Below are 14,939 nucleotides of genomic sequence, written 5' to 3'. Positions count from 1 at the left end.
TGTTATGTTTGCAGATAAGCTTTTAATGGCTAATGAGATGATACGTTAGGCGGTGAGAAATATGATAGTCGCATTTGACTTCGACGGTACATTAGTTGACAGCTATTCAGTAATTGAAAAGGCCTTTAGAAAAGCTTTAGAAAAGCACTTTCGCTGGCTCCCATTTAAAGGATTCTGGGCTAAGATCCTAACAAAAATTGAGGAATACCTTGAAAGGCCTAGCTTTGGAAAGCACAGTGGAAAAGTAAAGCAGCCATTTATCTTCAAAGCAAAATTCTTTAGAACGTGGTTTGAGGAAAGAGCAAAGCTTACAAAAGAACTTGACAGTGCAAAGGAGCTCCTAAAGAAGCTGAAGGAAGATGGACATATCGTTATCTCATTCTCCGCTGAGGACTTTATAGACGGTATGAAGGAATATCGCCTTAGAGTGAGCGGTTTCTATGAGTTGTTTGATGATGTAATAGTCTTTGGAAAAGAGTTAAGTCTTTGTGAAGCTTTTTGGCTTGTAAGGGAAAAATATGGCGATGAAATTTTTATTTGGGTTGATGATAAGCCTTGGCGCTTTATAGGAAGGGGTGATGAGAACACAGAGTATGTTTGGTATTACTTCCCAATGACTGCAAAATACGTGAAAGAGGAAATTTTAGCTCAGACTCCCCACCTTCATGTGATCAGAGATTTGTGGAGCTTACTTGATGTAATTGAAAGGATTAAGCAGGAAAGGAAAATTTAGAAAACTTTCTCGTTAAGTTTCTTGCCGTTTTCATTTATCAAATAAAGCTCTGGAACACCTTTGCTGAAATCATAGTAGTAGCCTTTGAGCTTTAAGTCTCCGCTTTCATATCTTTCCTTGACCAAAGGCTCCTCGAGCAAGAGCTCTATTTGCCTGTGCACGTTTTCTTTCGCCAACTCATCAACTTCATCTGTTGGAAGATCTCCTCCAAAAACTTTCCCTATTATGAGGTCTATCACATTTTGAATCTCTGGAACATCGTCTTTACCTTTTATCAAAGCTTTCATCATTCCACAGTTGTTGTGTCCAACGATTGCAACTTCCTCAACTTTTAAGTGAGCCACTGCATAGAAGAATGACTCTTTTGAGAGGAGATAGCAGTTTCTAGCGTTTCTTATTTCAAAGTATTGGCCGGGAACAAATTTCCAATCTGAAAAGACTATTCCACCAGGAATCCTTGAGTCGCTACATGAAACTACAACCATCTTTGGTTTTTGCCCGTATTTGAGTTCTTCAGGGTATATCGGCTTCATTAGAACCACCAAATTGGCAAAGAAAAAGTAATGATTTAGGAATTTTCTAAACCAAACGTCTTTAACAATAAGTTTAATTCAATCTCCGCTTAAATACTCAAGAGTGTCCTCAATGAATTCATCCCAATCTTCATCGCTTACTTCTTCCAGCTTAAGCTCAAACCTATCCCCCAGCGCCCATCTAACTGCTATTTTCCCTTTATCACTATCTGCAATTATCAAACCAAATGGAGCATCTCCCATCCAATGATGCTTGGAAAAAGAAATGTTGAATCCTCTTTTTCTAAGTTCTTCAAGAATCTTCTCATATGTTTCGTAGGGACCAAAATGTGTCCTTGCAAATCCGATATATGCCAAACTTCCCACCTGATATCAATTCAGAGTTCAAACTTAAAAATGTTTTGCTTACCTAACAAAATTCAATAGGTTTAAAAATTGAAGCAATCTATTGTTTATCATGAGACCCCAGCCTCTCCCAAATAAGGCGTTGAAAATAGGAAATAATCTTATTATCTCAGATTTGCACTTGGGGTATGAGGAAAGCTTGGCTAGAGAGGGAGCATACCTGCCAAAAGCATTTCATGAAATGATAAGCTCATTAAGAGCCATGCTCCAGAAGGAAAAGCCAAAGAGACTCATCATTAATGGCGATTTAAAGCACTCATTTATTCCGTTTAAGAGAGAGCATCTTGAGTTAAGAGCATTTTTTGAGGAAATTTCTCCATTAGTAAAGGAAATTGTTGTCATTAGAGGTAATCATGACATTGGGATATTATGGATTAAAGAGCTTGGAGTTGAGGTTGTTGATGAGATTGAAATCAGCGGCTGGAAAATAGTTCATGGACATAAGCTTGTTGAGGGGAACAGGTTCATAATAGGGCATGAACATCCCGCAATTAGGCTTAGAGATGAAGTTGGAGCATTGATTAAAGTTCCAATCTTTCTGCTAAGTGATGAGCTTATTGTTCTACCGGCCTTTACTCCATGGGCTTATGGGAATGACATTCTAAGGGAAATTGTTTCCCCATTCCTTCTGAAATTTAACATTGAAAATGCAAAAGTCATAGTACCTTTAGAAGATGAACTCCTAAACTTCAGTACTGTGAACCAGTTAAAAAACGTTCTTAGGAAAATTTAAGAGCCCAAAAGCAGAATTCAATTTGGTGATAACATGGATGTGCTGAGTACAATAATCTTTTTCGCCTATGCTCCTGCATTGGCATTATTATGGTACTTTTATCATGAGGATAAATTCGAACCAGAACCAAAGAGATATGTAATAGGAACATTTATACTCGGAGGTACTCTCTCGGTTATAGTCGCTTTCATAATTGAGAGCATTTTAACTCCAGGGAGAGTAAACTTTGGTTACACTATCTTCCCAGCGACAGCATTCTATCTAGCTTTAACTGCTGGCATTGTAGAGGAGCCAGCAAAAGCTCTAGCAATTAGATGGCCCTACAAAGCAGGCCAGATGGATGGAATAATGGACGGCGTTGTTTATGGCGTTGCTGCTGGATTAGGCTTTGCAGCCACCGAGAATTTGCTATACGGCCTTGGATATGGAGTCGGAACAACTATAACAAGGGCATTCTTAACACCAATAGCCCACGCAACGTGGAGTGCTATAGTTGGTGTAGGATATGGACTTAAGGCGGAAGGCAAAATCCACAGCGTAACTAATTATTTTGCGCTTGCAATCTTCTTGCATTTCATATGGGACTACTATGCATTCCTTGCAATAGCTGTTCCAGCGTATTATATACTCGTCATAATGCTACTCTTCCTGAACTTGGCGTTAATCAGATACTTTGTAATGCTCGGGCAGAAGGAAGACCTAGAGAAGCAGTGGTGGTACTGGTTTGTAGGAGGGAGGAGGTATGGCTGAGCTTGAAAAGAAAATTAAAGATGCCCTGTTTGAAGCAAGACCCTACGTGGAATACTTTGATAAACTGAAAGAGACCATTAATGGGCTAAAAGAAAAGACTGCCGATGAAAAAGAATTTAAAAAACTCTTAGAAGAAAAAATAGCCAAAGCTCAAGAGCCTTTTAAGACTGACCTCAGAATATTCCTTCAGAAGTTTGAGGCTCTTTAACATGTTTACTTTTATCTAGCGAAAGTCTTATCAAACTCAGCAGTTTAATATATTTTGGTGAGGCCATGAAAAAGAAACTTGCTGTTCTTATGTTGGTGAGTCTATTGGCACTTGCCATTGCTTCTGGTTGCATCCAACAGGCCCAACAGCCAACAAAGAGTTCAATTCTAAGTGCACTTAATAATGTCAATGCTTACACCTACGAGTTTAGCGAAATAAGAAGCACTCAGAACAGAACTTACAATATCTACGGCGTTGTTGGAATAGATAGAAAAACTCTTCACTTTTTTGAGTTCACCCAAATGACAAATGAAAATTACACCTTTAAGCTGTGGCAGTATTTTGATGGCTCGTATGTTTATTTCAAAGTTGAAGATTCGAAAAGAAATACCACCCGAACGGGAAAAGTTCCAATTGATGAAATTTACAAAAATATGAGCAGATACTCCAAAAACATGAGCAAAGAAGAGTTCATTGAGATAATGATAAAAACCAGAGATACACTGGCTAATTTGAAGAAAATGCTGGAAAACGCAACTATAACATCAATTGAAAATGATGGAACGTTTTACAAAATTACATTTGAGCTTGTCAGATATTATGAGAAAGCTCCAACATTTCTAGATACAAAATCAGAGGACTCTGAAGTAATACAGGATTACATAAATATGCTAAGAAGGAATGTTACAGAGAACATTGTAAGCATTGTGTGGGTTAATAACGATTCTCTACCTGTGAAGTTTGAAATGAAAAAATCAATTATCGAGACATACCTAGCAGCAAATGTTACAGTGGAACGGTATGTTGAATATAACGTAACCGTCATCTATAAATACCAACTCCCAGAGTGGATTAGTGAGGTTGAGAAAAAATGAAGAAACTCCTTGGACTGCTTGTTATAATTATTCTGGCCATAAGCTTTTCAGGATGCCTCCAGAGCTCAAAACCGCTGACCAAAGAAACAATTTTGCAGGCAATTGACAATGTCGATACTTACACATATGAGAAAAAGATGGTAATGAAGTACCCTTCATTAACAAGGGAAGTCTATATATATTCTGGCATCAAGAGAAAAGAAAAGCAGTTCTTTGAGCTTTTAGAGATCAAAGCTACTTACACAGATGGCGGACTTTACAAAACAAGAATGCTCCAGTATTTTGACGGCTCAAAGAATTATGTGAGAATGGAAACCAACCAAAATGGGAAGCTGCAAAACGGCACATGGGTATTCACTCTCAGCGATTTATACAAAACATATGAACAGTACTATCCAGGTTTAACGAAAGAGGAAATATTGAATAAGTTCATTGAGAGCAGAGATGAGTTATTAAACGTAAAAGACATACTCTCAGATGCTAACATCACTGGAATAAAGAAACAAGGAAGTAGCTATGAGATCCATTTTGTTCTTTCTAAACAATACATCTCAACACCAAGTATAATGGCATCATATCCAAATTCAACTGCAGTCCAAGATTATATCAATGTGATGAGAAAGCTCGTCAAGGAAAATATTGCTGGCGTACTCTTAGTAGACAAAAATGGAAGGCCTCTTTTGCTCACTATGAAAAGCAATGCAAAGATTACCTATCTGTACTCAAACGAAACAATTAGTGCCACTGGAGAATACACCATAAGGTTCACATATGAATACAAGCTTCCAGAATGGGCTAAAGAGCTTAAAGGTGCGAAAGGGTGAAAAGACTTCTCATACTTATTTTCTTGCTAACACTTTTGTCTTTCTCTTTTGTTTACAAAGCTAGGAAAGCGCCAAAAGCAGAATGTAACGCTGAAACAGTTCTAGCCTCTATTGAAAACGTGACAAAATACGAATACATCATACATGGGGAAACATGGTGGGGGCCAATGGGAACTATGCCGTACTTTATTTATGGTTATTTGAACTGTGGTCCTTATGACTACTACAAACAGAGTATCTCATGGAGACAACATTCATGGACAGTGATTGAGGTGATAAAGGATGGTGACAAGATTTATGTTTACAAATACTCTCATGACCCATACAAGGATAGTTCTTCAAAAGAAGTCTTTAATGTCAGCGAATACCGAGAATACCTAACTCATCCCCTCCAATTTGTTAAACAAGCGCTGTCTTCTTGGAACATTACAAAAGCGGAATGGAAAGATGGATACTGCATTATAACTGCAGAGAAAGATTCAGAAGGTAAGTACACTCATACAAAAAGAACGCTAATAATTAGAGTTAGAGATAAACTACCAGCAGAAATTCTCTATGAGAAAAGGACATGGGGAACAAGTCCACACATATGTGATGCAGATTCATGGAACAAAGAGAAGATAAAAGTCTTTTACAGATGTTTTGCTCCAGAAGAGGAACCCTCAGTGCTCTCTGAGGAAATCTATAGGAAATTCAAAGAAATATTTTCAAAGGAAAAAGAAAACTAAACTTTCTCAACCTCCCTCGTTGCAACTATTTTTGTATCCAAGCCGAGAGGATTTTCAAGAATTATCTGTCCAACTTTTATCGGTGCTTCAACTTCAATCTCCGCCAAAAGCTTCATGAGTTCTGGAATCTTTGTTTTCGGAATTGGCTTGGTTGTCTTTACGGAAACTGTTGGCATGTTGCCGTTCTTGACTTTAATTACGCTCATGACAACACGTTTAGGATTTGTAATCTCCTCGATAGCCCATTCTTTTCCTCTTGGACATGTGTAGCCTTTGATTTCCTTAATCTCTCCGTTCTCTACTTCCACTTCAATATCACAGCTAAGGGGACAAATGATGCACGTAAACTTGTAAACCTCCACTGTCATTGCTGAATCACCTCCATTGTAATCTTGTCCTTAGCTTTCGCTATCTCCTCTTTCCTAAGCCTAATTCTGAGCATCTCTGCGGGCCTTACAACAGGCAGCCTTATCTTCTTGTCAATCTCTGGAAAGTTAAGTACAACATTTTCCATGGGTTTTTTGACTCTTGCATAAATGTAAACATCTCTCTTGCCGCTTAAGTAGTGAGGAACAGCTAAGCGAATGTTGTTGCCTTTTTCAAGCTTTATCCACTTTTCAGCTGGAATTCCCCCGTTTTCAATGAACAGCTTTGCTCCATAAGCAGCCAATTCACCTTGCTCAGCAACATAATCCACCAAGTCATTTATCAGCAAAGAATTCCCAGCAACGAATATCCCTGGAACTGTGGTTTCTAGTAGGTCATTAACCACAGGCCCTCCAGTGGCCGGGTCTATTTCAACACCTATGCCTGTTAAGAGCTTCACTTGTGGAATTAAACCGGCTGAAATTATCATGGTGTCGCATTTGATCCAGAACTCAGTTCCTGGAATTTCTCTTAGATTTTCATCAACCTTCATGACCTTAACTTTCTCCACTCTCTTCTTTCCTCTGACCTCAACAACTTTATGACTCAAGTATAGTGGAATGCTGAAGTCCCTCAGAATCATTACATTTCTCGCCAAACCCCCAGGATAGGGCATCAGCTCAATCACTGCTTTGACTTTCGCTCCTTCAAGTGCAAAGCGGCGAGCCATTATCAAGCCAACATCTCCAGAGCCAACTATCACAACCTCTTTTCCCGGCATTACACCGTAAATGTCCATGAGCGTTTGAGCTTCTCCTGCCGTATAAATCCCAGCCACTCTATCTCCAACAATGCCGATCTCAAATGCATGCCGTTCCCTTGCTCCAGTGGCGTAGATAATTGCCTTAGTCCACACCTCAAAAGCACCTTCAGGTGAAGTGAACACCACAATCTTTTCCAAGTCTGAATAGTTCTTAATCTCAAGAACTCTTGCCTTCACAAAGTAGTCAATCTTAAGATCCTTAACCCTCTGCATGAATCTGTGGGAGAACTCTGGTCCAGTAAGCTCTTCCCTGAAATAGTGAATTCCAAAGCCCGGATGAATGCACTGCGGCAAAATTCCGCCCAGATAATCGTTCTCATCGAGGAGAAGGACATTTAATCCATACTCTTTAGCTTTAACAGCAGCAGCCAAACCCGCTGGACCACCGCCAATAACGACAACATCGTACTGGAGTATAGTTGAATTCATTGAGCCTCACCCCTAAGGAGGACTTTAACATCCCCAATACCAATCTCGCTGCCTTTACCTTTGAGGGTAACTTTCCATGGAAGGATACCATATTCTCTAGCCAGCAGATTGATTATCACTACCTTACAGAATGAGCCTTGACAAGTTCCTGTTGTGGCTTTTGTTCTGAACTTAACTGAATCAACGCTTGGCGTTTTAACTCCAATGAACTTCATTCTCTCAATTGCCTCCAAAACGTCTCCTTCGCTAACTTTGTTACAGCGGCAGACAATTCTGCCATAAGCTGGGTTCTTCTTTACGAGTTCATTGATTTGATTGGGCTGAAGCATGAAGAAATGAGTGATTTCCTTGCGATATGGGTTCCACTTCTCCTTTTCCTTAAGCTTGATTCCCAAATCTCTCTCAATTATGTCCCTAACTTCGTATCCGATTGCTGGGGCTGAAGTTAAGCCAGGCGAGCGGATTCCGGCAACATTTATGAAGCCTTGAACTTCTTCCTCAGCCTTAATTATAAAGTCCCCTCCAGTGGGTTCTGGTCTTAGTCCAGCAAAAGTCCTGATGACCTTCCATCTCGGAGGTAAATTCGGCCAGATTTCCTGAGCTTTTTGCCAGACCTCTTCAAGACCTCCCCTCGTTGTGCTTGTGTCATCCTTGTAGTCCTTAGGCAAATCTTGAGCGTTTGGCCCAATCATTAGATGACCAGAAATTTCAGTTGTGACAACAACACCTTTGCTTATTGGAGTCGGTGTTGGAAAGAGAACATGATTTGGACCCGGAATTCCTTCATCAAAAATCCAGTATTCACCTTTTCTCGGATGAATTTCGAAGTAATCAATTCCAGCCATCTTTGATATTTCATCAGCATAGAGACCAGCAGCATTTATTACAATATCAGCCTCAATGAAGCCATTGTTTGTCTCAACACCTTTAACTTCCCCGTTCTCTACTTTTATCCCTCTAACTTCTGTCTCTAAGTGAACCTTTACCCCGTTAGCAACAGCATTCTCAACAATTGCAATTACAGCTGGTATTGGCCCTATCTGACCAACTATTGGAACATAAAGAGCACCCAAGGCGTTTGGATTCACATTGGGTTCGAGATGAAACAGTTCCTCCCTATCGATTATTCTCATCTCTGGAACGCCATTTCTCTTTCCTCTCTCTAATAACCGCTCAAGCTCATCAAAGTCCTCATCTTTAAGGGCAACAATCAATGCTCCATTCCATATGTGGGGAATCTCAAGCTCCTTAACCCATTGGTGCCATAAGCGATTTCCTTTTATGCACAGCTTTGCTCTCATTGGGTATTTGTCTGGATCATCATCGTAACCTCCATGGATTAAAGCTGTATTTGCCTTGCTGACTCCCCATCCAACATCTGCTTCCTTTTCTATCAGATGAATTTCAAGATTCTCGTACCTGCTGAGAACTCTGGCAATGCTTGCACCAACAATTCCAGCACCGATAATAGCGACTTTAGTTTTCATGAATACACCTCCACTGGTTTCCACTTCAAATATTTAAAAGTTAGATGAAGTAAAGTTTAAATATTTTCTGCTTCCAACAGGCTTTAAATGTGAAAATACTTTCAATAATGCCCTAAAACCAAAATTTGAGAACTTAAATTCCAATGATCCTTGCCCATCCTAGAGCTCTTTTTACGGCCTCTTTCCAACCCTTGTAGAGCTTTTCCCTCTCTTTCTCATCCATCTTTGGTTCAAACACTCTTTCAACTTTCCAAAGATCTCTGATTTCCTCTAAGCTTTCCCAGTAGTTCACTGCTAAACCAGCCAGATATGCAGCTCCCAAAGCGGTTGTCTCTTGAACAACAGGTCTTATGACCATTTTTCCTAAGATGTCAGCTTGGAACTGCATGAGGAAGTTGTTCTTGGTTGCTCCCCCATCAACCCTAAGCTCCTTGATTGAAACTTCCTTCTCCATATCATCTATCACATCTTTCGTGAGATACGCTATCGCCTCAAGCGTAGCTCTCGCAAGGTGCTCCCTTGTAGTGCCTCTTGTTATACCAATTATCAAACCCCTTGCAAACTGATCCCAGTAAGGAGCACCGAGACCAACAAAGGCTGGTACAAAGTAAACTCCCTCATTTGATGCTAACTTTGAGGCAAGTTCCTCGGTTTCAGCTGCACTGTTTATAATTTTTAACCCATCCCTAAGCCACTGAACAGCTGCGCCGGTTATAAAAACGCTTCCCTCAAGGGCATAGCTGATTTTTCCATTCAATCCCCAAGCTATGGTCGTGAGAAGGTTTTGGGAATACTTTATTTTATTGCCTGTATTGACGAGGATGAAGTTTCCAGTGCCGTAAGTTGCTTTTACCATGCCTTCATCAAAGCATGCCTGCCCAAACAGAGCTGCCTGCTGATCCCCAGCGTCTCCGCTCACTGGAATCTCAACACCAAACAGCTCTTTTTTAGTGTAGCCATAAATCTCACTTGACTCCTTAACCTCAGGCAAAATTGCATCTGGAATTCCGAAGATTTCCAAAAGCTCCTCATCCCACTCTAGCTTCTTGATATTGAAGAGCATCGTTCTTGAGGCATTGGAGTAATCAGTAACATGTTCACCTGTGAGCTCGTAAATCAAGAAGGTGTCAATTGTTCCAAACATCACTTCCCCTTTCTGAGCTTTTTCTTTCAAACCTGGGACGTTGTCAAGGAGCCACTTGATCTTTGAAGCTGAAAAATAGGCATCTGGAACAAGTCCCGTCTTTTCCTTTATTATCTCTCCATAATTTCGCTTAATGTCCTCAATTATCTCCGCAGTTCTTCTGCACTGCCAGACAATAGCATTGTAAACCGGCTTTCCATCTTTGTTCCAGATTATCGTTGTTTCCCTCTGATTTGTTATTCCAATTGCTGCTATCTGCTCTGGAGTGATTTTAGCATTTTCTAGAGCTGTTTTTATAGCCCTAAGCTGAGCATCCCAGATTTCTTCAGGATTATGTTCAACCCATCCTGGCTTTGGGTAATACTGGGGAAACTCATACTGCCCAACCCCCAAGATGTTACTCTCCTTGTCGAAGATTATTGCCCGAGCAGAAGTTGTCCCTTCATCAAGAGAAAGTATAAATTTGTCCATTGATGTTCACCAAAATGAAAAATCACCAAGTTAGATATATTAACCCTTCGGTGAGGGACGACAAGGGGGCTCCGCCCCCTTATCTTCCTCTACCTTCAATCCCCTGTAGTGGAGCTCCGCTCCACACCTCGCTTTTTCTCATCTATCGGGGGCTGACGTCCCTCGCCCCGATATATTCACCCTTCAGGAGAAGGGAAAATCTATAAATATTTCAAAAGAGAATAGAAATTTACTAATATCCCGGAGGGAGAAGGGAAATGGACACTGATTATATCTCTGTAGGAGTTAGGTACTTCCTAGGCATTGTTTATGTATTTATCGTATTTTTAAGTATCTGGGATGTCCAGAGGAAAAAGGTAGCATCCTAGGAGAGTCCCTTGAAGATTCAGAAAAATTTACAAAAGCTTCATATTCATTTGGGCGTTAGGGTTTTTATTTAACCCTATGGCGTATTACTCCTCTGGAAATTTGTATTTGGCCATGATTGATGGTTTATCAACATTTGCCGCTTTAATTATTGGGATTTTTGCTTATCGCAGGTATAGATTCTTTAAGACTCAGCAACTTCTCCAAGAAGCCATAGCCAAGGGCGTTGAAATCGGCATGAAGAAGGCAAAGGAAACTTAACTCTCTCCAACTTCTTCCAATATCTTTTTATAAAGCTCATCGCTTAGCCAAAAGCCGGTTTTCTTGAGCTTTTCGAGCTCCTCTTTTAAGCTGGTGATTTTTCCTTGAAACTTTGCCTTTAACAAGACACCAATTGTTCCTGTAACTTTCAAACCTAATGCCCTTGCAATTTCCCTACCATCATAGTCATCAATGAGGAGCAATTCGGAATTCATCTCAAGGGCTAAAACTATTGCCTCACTTTCTCCCTCATCAAGCTCGAGCATTAAAGACTTTTTGAGGGTCTCGTCTTTTATTCTCACAACTTTAATCCACTCAGCCTTTTCAATGAGCTCAGAATCTTCTGAACCTTTACCCTCAAGGATGCACTCTCTATAAACGGCTTCAGGAATAAAGATTTCTCCAAAGAACTCTTTTAGAAGATCGAGTCTATCAATCTTAGCCAAGTGAATTAACGGTGTGGAGTTGCTAACTACGGGCAAACTCCAAATCCTCCTCAAGTTCCTTTTCTGTGTAGTGTCTTGGAATCCCTCTTTTTGCAAGTTCCTCCAGGAACTTCCTTTTTGTAATGCCCGCAAGTTTAGCGGCTTTCCCAAGTGACAATGCTCCCCGTTGATAAAGAATAACCGCTAACTCGAGCTTAAGCTCCTTTTCAAGCTCCTTTCTGGGAAGCTTGAGCGATATAAGAACATCATCAGGAATCACAATTTCCATCTTCCCACCATCTAGGAATACACTCCGGCAATATATAATTCCTTCGCTCACTCAAGCATGAAGAAATAAAAGGAATCACCTCAAACCTAAACTCTTCAGATATTCAATCATCCTTGCAACATCATCCGTAATTATGACATCAAAAAGACCCACTAAGCGCTTTAAGTTGTCATTTTGATAGTATAGCTCGTCATTTTCAGTCCAAAGCACAACCTTTAATCCCAAGCTCTTAGCCCAAGCCAAAGCCTGCCTGAACTTCTCAAATCCAATAATTGGTATTCCTTCCATAGGAGCATTCACAGACCAGAGCTTGAGCTCTTTCTTCAGCTTAGGAATTTGTGGGACTACCTGCTCATTATCAATTAAAAGGCCAAGTCTAACATTTTCGCTGTATTCCCTAACCTTTCTGAGGGCATCGATGTTGAATGAAGAAATCATAACTCTATCGCAGGCATCAAATTTTCTAACTATTTTAATACTCTCCTCTGCAGCATCTACATCTTTAATCTCGATATTAATGAGAGCATCTTTTGGGATAGCTTGGAAAACTTCCTCAAGAGTTGGAATCCTCTGACCCATCCCCAAGTCAGCAGCCTTTATCTCCTCAAGAGTAACATCCTTGGTCTTTTTCTTTATCTTTGCAGTTCTTTCTAAAGTTTCATCGTGCATTATTATCGCTTTCCCATCTTTGGTCAGCCAGACGTCGAGCTCAATACCATCTGCACCAGCACTTATAGCTTCAACAAATGCCAAAATACTGTTCTCAGGATATTTTGACATGAATCCTCTATGTCCAAGGACTAAAACTCTGTTCTCTTCCCAGCTTGGCATGTCCATCGCCTCAAAAGAAACACCTTCTACAGTTTAAAAACATTTTGCCTAAAGAACGCCTAATTCTAAGAGATTTAGTACTTTTACAACGTTATCTGCAATAATTCCGTCATATAATCCCTTCAATCTAGGCAACCAGAAAAGCTCATCCATTTCATAGTTCCACATAAAGACCTTAACTCCCAACCCTCTTGCCCACTTTAACAGAGCAACAAACATAGGGAATCCCACATAGCTAATACCATCTAACGGCACGTGGAGGGAATACAAGTTCAAGTTTCTTTTAAGCAACGCTGCTTTGGCTATTCCAGCTTCCGTGACTATAGAAAATCCAAGCATAGCTTCTTTAGAATGTTCTCTAATAAATTTAAGTGTCTCGGGGCTTGGAGATGAAAATATCGCCCTATCAAAGCTGTCAAACTTCTCAACAAGTTTTAAAAGAGGCTTTACAGCTTCTTTATCCTTCACGTCAATATTAAAAATTGAGTTGGGAAACCTTTCAAAAAGTTCATCAACAGTTGGGATAAATTTGCCATAAGGGTGGAGATTTCTAAGGCTCTCTAAGCTCAACTCCTTAATGCAGTAAACTTCATCATTTGTCCTAAATTTGCCGTCATGAAGTGTAACAAGCTTTCCATCTTTTGTGAGCCAAACATCAAACTCAATTCCATCGGCTCCAGCTTTAATTGCTTTTTCAAACGCTATTATAGTGTTTTCTGGATATAACTCCCTAAAGCCACTGTGACCAAGGACTAGAGCTCTGGACATTTTCATCACAACTCCAAATACATATGCTCAAAATTTAAAAATGTCTTGTCACTTAGACAAAAATATGCATCAAATGCAGGAGGTGTACAATAATGAACGAAAAGTTCAGCTATAAAAGGATATTCCTTTTGGGATTTGGATTCTTCGGAATAAGCATTATCTGGGCATTGTACAACGCTTATGTGCCAATATTTCTGAAAGACTTTGCACTGAGCTCATTTATAATTGGTATTGTAATGGTTATAGACAATGTCTTTGCAATTGTTATGCTTCCCTACCTTGGAGCACTAAGTGATAAAACAAGAACAAGATGGGGAAGGAGAATGCCTTATATTCTAATAGGGGCACCATCTGCAGCAATATTCTTTGCTTTGATACCAGTTGCAAGGGCACACAAAAACTTAGCCCTAATGATGGGAACTATCATCTTGATGAACTTCTTCATGGCAGTCTTTAGATCTCCAGTAATTGCTCTAATGCCAGATATAACCCCATCTAGATTCAGAAGCCAAGCAAATGGAATAATAAACTTTATGGGTGGATTAGGTGCACTCTTCGCGTATTTTGGAGGAAAAGCTCTCTATGATATCAACTATGCCCTACCTTTCTATGTTGGAGCCGCAATGATGTTGATTGCCAATTTGCTGGTTGTCATCTTTATAAAAGAACCGGAAGAATACAGAAAGCCATCAAAGGAAAAGGTCAGCTTATGGGAACTGCTCAAGAAAACGAGTCACGAAAGCTTTGGGGAGCTGAAGGAGAATCTCAAAGACGTTTTTGCAAGCCAAGAAAAGAGCCTTCTATTCATCTTGCTGGCAATATTCTTGTGGTTCATAGCATTTAATTCCCTAGAAACATTTTTCACAAGCTACGCAAAGTTTGAACTAGGAATAAAAGAAAGCACCGGAGCATTCTTGCTTGGACTTTTCGCCTTAGGATTTATGGTGTTCTCAATCCCTGCAGGATTCATAGGAGGAAAAATTGGAAGAAAAAGAACAATAACACTAGGACTATTCGTGATAATAGTTGTAATGCTTATTGCCTTATATCTCGGAACCCAAGCTGCAAGCGGGAAAATAGCAGTAAACCTCGTTGTAAAAGCGTTTGCCGGACTCTTCCTCCTTGGAGGCTTTGGATGGGGGATGGTGAACGTAAACTCACTCCCAATGGTCGTTGACATGACAACAGAAGAAAAAGTTGGTGGCTATACGGGTCTCTACTACTTCTTCTCAATGGCAGCGAACATCTTTGCGCCACCTCTCTCTGGAATAGCAATAGACCACTTTGGATATCAGTCGTTGCTCATCTTTGCTACAATATTCTTTGTCTTGGCACTGATTGCAGTCCAGTTTGTCAGAAGAGGAGACATTGTAGGGCAAACGCCACAAGACATATACGAGCTAATTCCAGATATGGATTGACTTTCTTTTTGCTTTTTTCTTGTTTTCCAACCACCATAAAGCATAAAACTTTCAGAAACTTAATTTTTA

19 protein-coding genes are annotated in these 14,939 nt (G+C 40.1%); 9 read left to right on the top strand and 10 right to left on the bottom strand.

Annotated elements, in window-relative coordinates; translation table 11 throughout:
• Positions 1–61 precede the first annotated feature (61 nt).
• Positions 62–733, top strand: coding sequence for an HAD family hydrolase (locus tag TES1_RS01650; RefSeq protein ID WP_042679645.1), 672 nt, complete (start codon positions 62–64; stop codon positions 731–733).
• Here the strand turns inward: TES1_RS01650 and TES1_RS01645 are convergent.
• Both TES1_RS01645 and TES1_RS01640 read right to left on the bottom strand, forming a co-directional pair.
• The gene (locus TES1_RS01645; protein WP_042679643.1) at positions 730–1,266 is read right to left on the bottom strand and encodes a carbonic anhydrase; all 537 of its coding nucleotides are present in this window, start codon (positions 1,264–1,266) and stop codon (positions 730–732) included. The two genes, TES1_RS01650 and TES1_RS01645, sit on opposite strands and share 4 nt — an antisense overlap.
• Positions 1,267–1,344: 78 nt before the next feature.
• The gene (locus TES1_RS01640; RefSeq protein ID WP_042679641.1) at positions 1,345–1,623 is read right to left on the bottom strand and encodes a hypothetical protein; all 279 of its coding nucleotides are present in this window, start codon (positions 1,621–1,623) and stop codon (positions 1,345–1,347) included.
• Positions 1,624–1,723: 100 nt separating this feature from the next.
• Here TES1_RS01640 and TES1_RS01635 point away from each other — a divergent pair, with 100 nt between their 5' ends.
• From TES1_RS01635 to TES1_RS01610, 6 genes are all read left to right on the top strand, one after another.
• Positions 1,724–2,404 (top strand): metallophosphoesterase, encoded by a 681-nt coding sequence (locus TES1_RS01635; RefSeq protein WP_042679639.1) that lies wholly within the window; start codon positions 1,724–1,726, stop codon positions 2,402–2,404.
• 33 nt (positions 2,405–2,437) lie between these two features.
• Positions 2,438–3,154: a PrsW family intramembrane metalloprotease gene (locus tag TES1_RS01630; RefSeq protein ID WP_042679637.1), complete on the top strand. Its 717-nt coding sequence runs from the start codon at positions 2,438–2,440 to the stop codon at positions 3,152–3,154.
• Positions 3,147–3,362 carry a hypothetical protein gene (locus TES1_RS01625; RefSeq protein WP_042679635.1) on the top strand — a complete coding sequence of 72 codons (216 nt, stop codon included), beginning with the start codon at positions 3,147–3,149 and terminating at the stop codon, positions 3,360–3,362. The genes TES1_RS01630 and TES1_RS01625 overlap by 8 nt, the downstream gene beginning before the upstream one ends.
• A gap of 65 nt (positions 3,363–3,427) precedes the next feature.
• Positions 3,428–4,237 carry a hypothetical protein gene (locus TES1_RS01620; RefSeq protein ID WP_042679633.1) on the top strand — a complete coding sequence of 270 codons (810 nt, stop codon included), beginning with the start codon at positions 3,428–3,430 and terminating at the stop codon, positions 4,235–4,237.
• Positions 4,234–5,061 (top strand): hypothetical protein, encoded by an 828-nt coding sequence (locus TES1_RS01615; RefSeq protein ID WP_042679631.1) that lies wholly within the window; start codon positions 4,234–4,236, stop codon positions 5,059–5,061. The genes TES1_RS01620 and TES1_RS01615 overlap by 4 nt, the downstream gene beginning before the upstream one ends.
• Positions 5,058–5,789, top strand: a complete 732-nt coding sequence (locus tag TES1_RS01610; RefSeq protein WP_042679629.1) for a hypothetical protein — start codon at positions 5,058–5,060, stop codon at positions 5,787–5,789. Before TES1_RS01615 ends, TES1_RS01610 begins: the two co-directional genes overlap by 4 nt.
• Here the strand turns inward: TES1_RS01610 and TES1_RS01605 are convergent.
• The 4 genes from TES1_RS01605 to glpK form a co-directional block, all read right to left on the bottom strand.
• The gene (locus TES1_RS01605; RefSeq protein WP_042679626.1) at positions 5,786–6,157 is read right to left on the bottom strand and encodes a DUF1667 domain-containing protein; all 372 of its coding nucleotides are present in this window, start codon (positions 6,155–6,157) and stop codon (positions 5,786–5,788) included. The genes TES1_RS01610 and TES1_RS01605 overlap by 4 nt on opposite strands.
• A complete protein-coding gene (locus tag TES1_RS01600) occupies positions 6,154–7,407 on the bottom strand; it encodes an NAD(P)/FAD-dependent oxidoreductase (RefSeq protein WP_042679624.1) in 1,254 nt (417 codons plus the stop codon). The genes TES1_RS01605 and TES1_RS01600 overlap by 4 nt, the downstream gene beginning before the upstream one ends.
• Positions 7,404–8,894 carry an NAD(P)/FAD-dependent oxidoreductase gene (locus TES1_RS01595; protein WP_042679622.1) on the bottom strand — a complete coding sequence of 497 codons (1,491 nt, stop codon included), beginning with the start codon at positions 8,892–8,894 and terminating at the stop codon, positions 7,404–7,406. Before TES1_RS01595 ends, TES1_RS01600 begins: the two co-directional genes overlap by 4 nt.
• A gap of 133 nt (positions 8,895–9,027) precedes the next feature.
• Positions 9,028–10,509 carry a glycerol kinase GlpK gene (gene glpK, locus TES1_RS01590; protein WP_042679620.1) on the bottom strand — a complete coding sequence of 494 codons (1,482 nt, stop codon included), beginning with the start codon at positions 10,507–10,509 and terminating at the stop codon, positions 9,028–9,030.
• A 444-nt stretch (positions 10,510–10,953) separates the two neighbouring features.
• On the opposite strand from glpK, the gene TES1_RS11070 reads away from it, so the two are divergent.
• A complete protein-coding gene (locus TES1_RS11070; RefSeq protein ID WP_227738501.1) occupies positions 10,954–11,136 on the top strand; it encodes a hypothetical protein in 183 nt (60 codons plus the stop codon).
• Here TES1_RS11070 and TES1_RS01585 read toward each other — a convergent pair.
• The 4 genes from TES1_RS01585 to TES1_RS01570 all read right to left on the bottom strand — a co-directional run bounded on the left by TES1_RS01585 (position 11,133) and on the right by TES1_RS01570 (position 13,455).
• The gene (locus TES1_RS01585; protein WP_042679618.1) at positions 11,133–11,618 is read right to left on the bottom strand and encodes a DUF3368 domain-containing protein; all 486 of its coding nucleotides are present in this window, start codon (positions 11,616–11,618) and stop codon (positions 11,133–11,135) included. The two genes, TES1_RS11070 and TES1_RS01585, sit on opposite strands and share 4 nt — an antisense overlap.
• Positions 11,605–11,850 carry a UPF0175 family protein gene (locus TES1_RS01580; RefSeq protein WP_042679616.1) on the bottom strand — a complete coding sequence of 82 codons (246 nt, stop codon included), beginning with the start codon at positions 11,848–11,850 and terminating at the stop codon, positions 11,605–11,607. The genes TES1_RS01585 and TES1_RS01580 overlap by 14 nt, the downstream gene beginning before the upstream one ends.
• Before the next feature lie 75 nt (positions 11,851–11,925).
• Entirely contained in the window at positions 11,926–12,681 is a 756-nt protein-coding gene (locus TES1_RS01575) for a glycerophosphodiester phosphodiesterase family protein (RefSeq protein WP_042679614.1), read from the bottom strand.
• 48 nt (positions 12,682–12,729) lie between these two features.
• Positions 12,730–13,455 carry a glycerophosphodiester phosphodiesterase family protein gene (locus TES1_RS01570; RefSeq protein ID WP_042679612.1) on the bottom strand — a complete coding sequence of 242 codons (726 nt, stop codon included), beginning with the start codon at positions 13,453–13,455 and terminating at the stop codon, positions 12,730–12,732.
• Positions 13,456–13,541: 86 nt separating this feature from the next.
• Between TES1_RS01570 and TES1_RS01565 the strand changes: the two genes are divergently transcribed.
• On the top strand, positions 13,542–14,870 hold the full coding sequence (locus TES1_RS01565) for an SLC45 family MFS transporter (RefSeq protein WP_042679610.1): 1,329 nt from the start codon (positions 13,542–13,544) through the stop codon (positions 14,868–14,870).
• Positions 14,871–14,939: the final 69 nt, after the last annotated feature.

The organism is Thermococcus paralvinellae (genome assembly GCF_000517445.1).
GTDB classification, from domain to species: domain Archaea; phylum Methanobacteriota_B; class Thermococci; order Thermococcales; family Thermococcaceae; genus Thermococcus_B; species Thermococcus_B paralvinellae.
Note: the sequence above shows the minus strand (reverse complement) of the source record. Positions and strands in the feature narration are given on the sequence as shown.

Excerpts from the sequence above, each read along its gene's own strand:
- TES1_RS01650 (WP_042679645.1), top strand. The coding sequence starts at position 62 with ATGATAGTCGCATTTGACTTCGACGGTACATTAGTTGACAGCTATTCA.
- TES1_RS01645 (WP_042679643.1), bottom strand. The coding sequence starts at position 1,266 with ATGAAGCCGATATACCCTGAAGAACTCAAATACGGGCAAAAACCAAAG.
- TES1_RS01635 (WP_042679639.1), top strand. The coding sequence starts at position 1,724 with ATGAGACCCCAGCCTCTCCCAAATAAGGCGTTGAAAATAGGAAATAAT.
- TES1_RS01630 (WP_042679637.1), top strand. The coding sequence starts at position 2,438 with ATGGATGTGCTGAGTACAATAATCTTTTTCGCCTATGCTCCTGCATTG.
- TES1_RS01625 (WP_042679635.1), top strand. The coding sequence starts at position 3,147 with ATGGCTGAGCTTGAAAAGAAAATTAAAGATGCCCTGTTTGAAGCAAGA.
- TES1_RS01620 (WP_042679633.1), top strand. The coding sequence starts at position 3,428 with ATGAAAAAGAAACTTGCTGTTCTTATGTTGGTGAGTCTATTGGCACTT.
- TES1_RS01615 (WP_042679631.1), top strand. The coding sequence starts at position 4,234 with ATGAAGAAACTCCTTGGACTGCTTGTTATAATTATTCTGGCCATAAGC.
- TES1_RS01605 (WP_042679626.1), bottom strand. The coding sequence starts at position 6,157 with ATGACAGTGGAGGTTTACAAGTTTACGTGCATCATTTGTCCCCTTAGC.
- TES1_RS01600 (WP_042679624.1), bottom strand. The coding sequence starts at position 7,407 with ATGAATTCAACTATACTCCAGTACGATGTTGTCGTTATTGGCGGTGGT.
- TES1_RS01595 (WP_042679622.1), bottom strand. The coding sequence starts at position 8,894 with ATGAAAACTAAAGTCGCTATTATCGGTGCTGGAATTGTTGGTGCAAGC.
- glpK (WP_042679620.1), bottom strand. The coding sequence starts at position 10,509 with ATGGACAAATTTATACTTTCTCTTGATGAAGGGACAACTTCTGCTCGG.
- TES1_RS11070 (WP_227738501.1), top strand. The coding sequence starts at position 10,954 with ATGGCGTATTACTCCTCTGGAAATTTGTATTTGGCCATGATTGATGGT.
- TES1_RS01580 (WP_042679616.1), bottom strand. The coding sequence starts at position 11,850 with ATGGAAATTGTGATTCCTGATGATGTTCTTATATCGCTCAAGCTTCCC.
- TES1_RS01575 (WP_042679614.1), bottom strand. The coding sequence starts at position 12,681 with ATGCCAAGCTGGGAAGAGAACAGAGTTTTAGTCCTTGGACATAGAGGA.
- TES1_RS01570 (WP_042679612.1), bottom strand. The coding sequence starts at position 13,455 with ATGAAAATGTCCAGAGCTCTAGTCCTTGGTCACAGTGGCTTTAGGGAG.
- TES1_RS01565 (WP_042679610.1), top strand. The coding sequence starts at position 13,542 with ATGAACGAAAAGTTCAGCTATAAAAGGATATTCCTTTTGGGATTTGGA.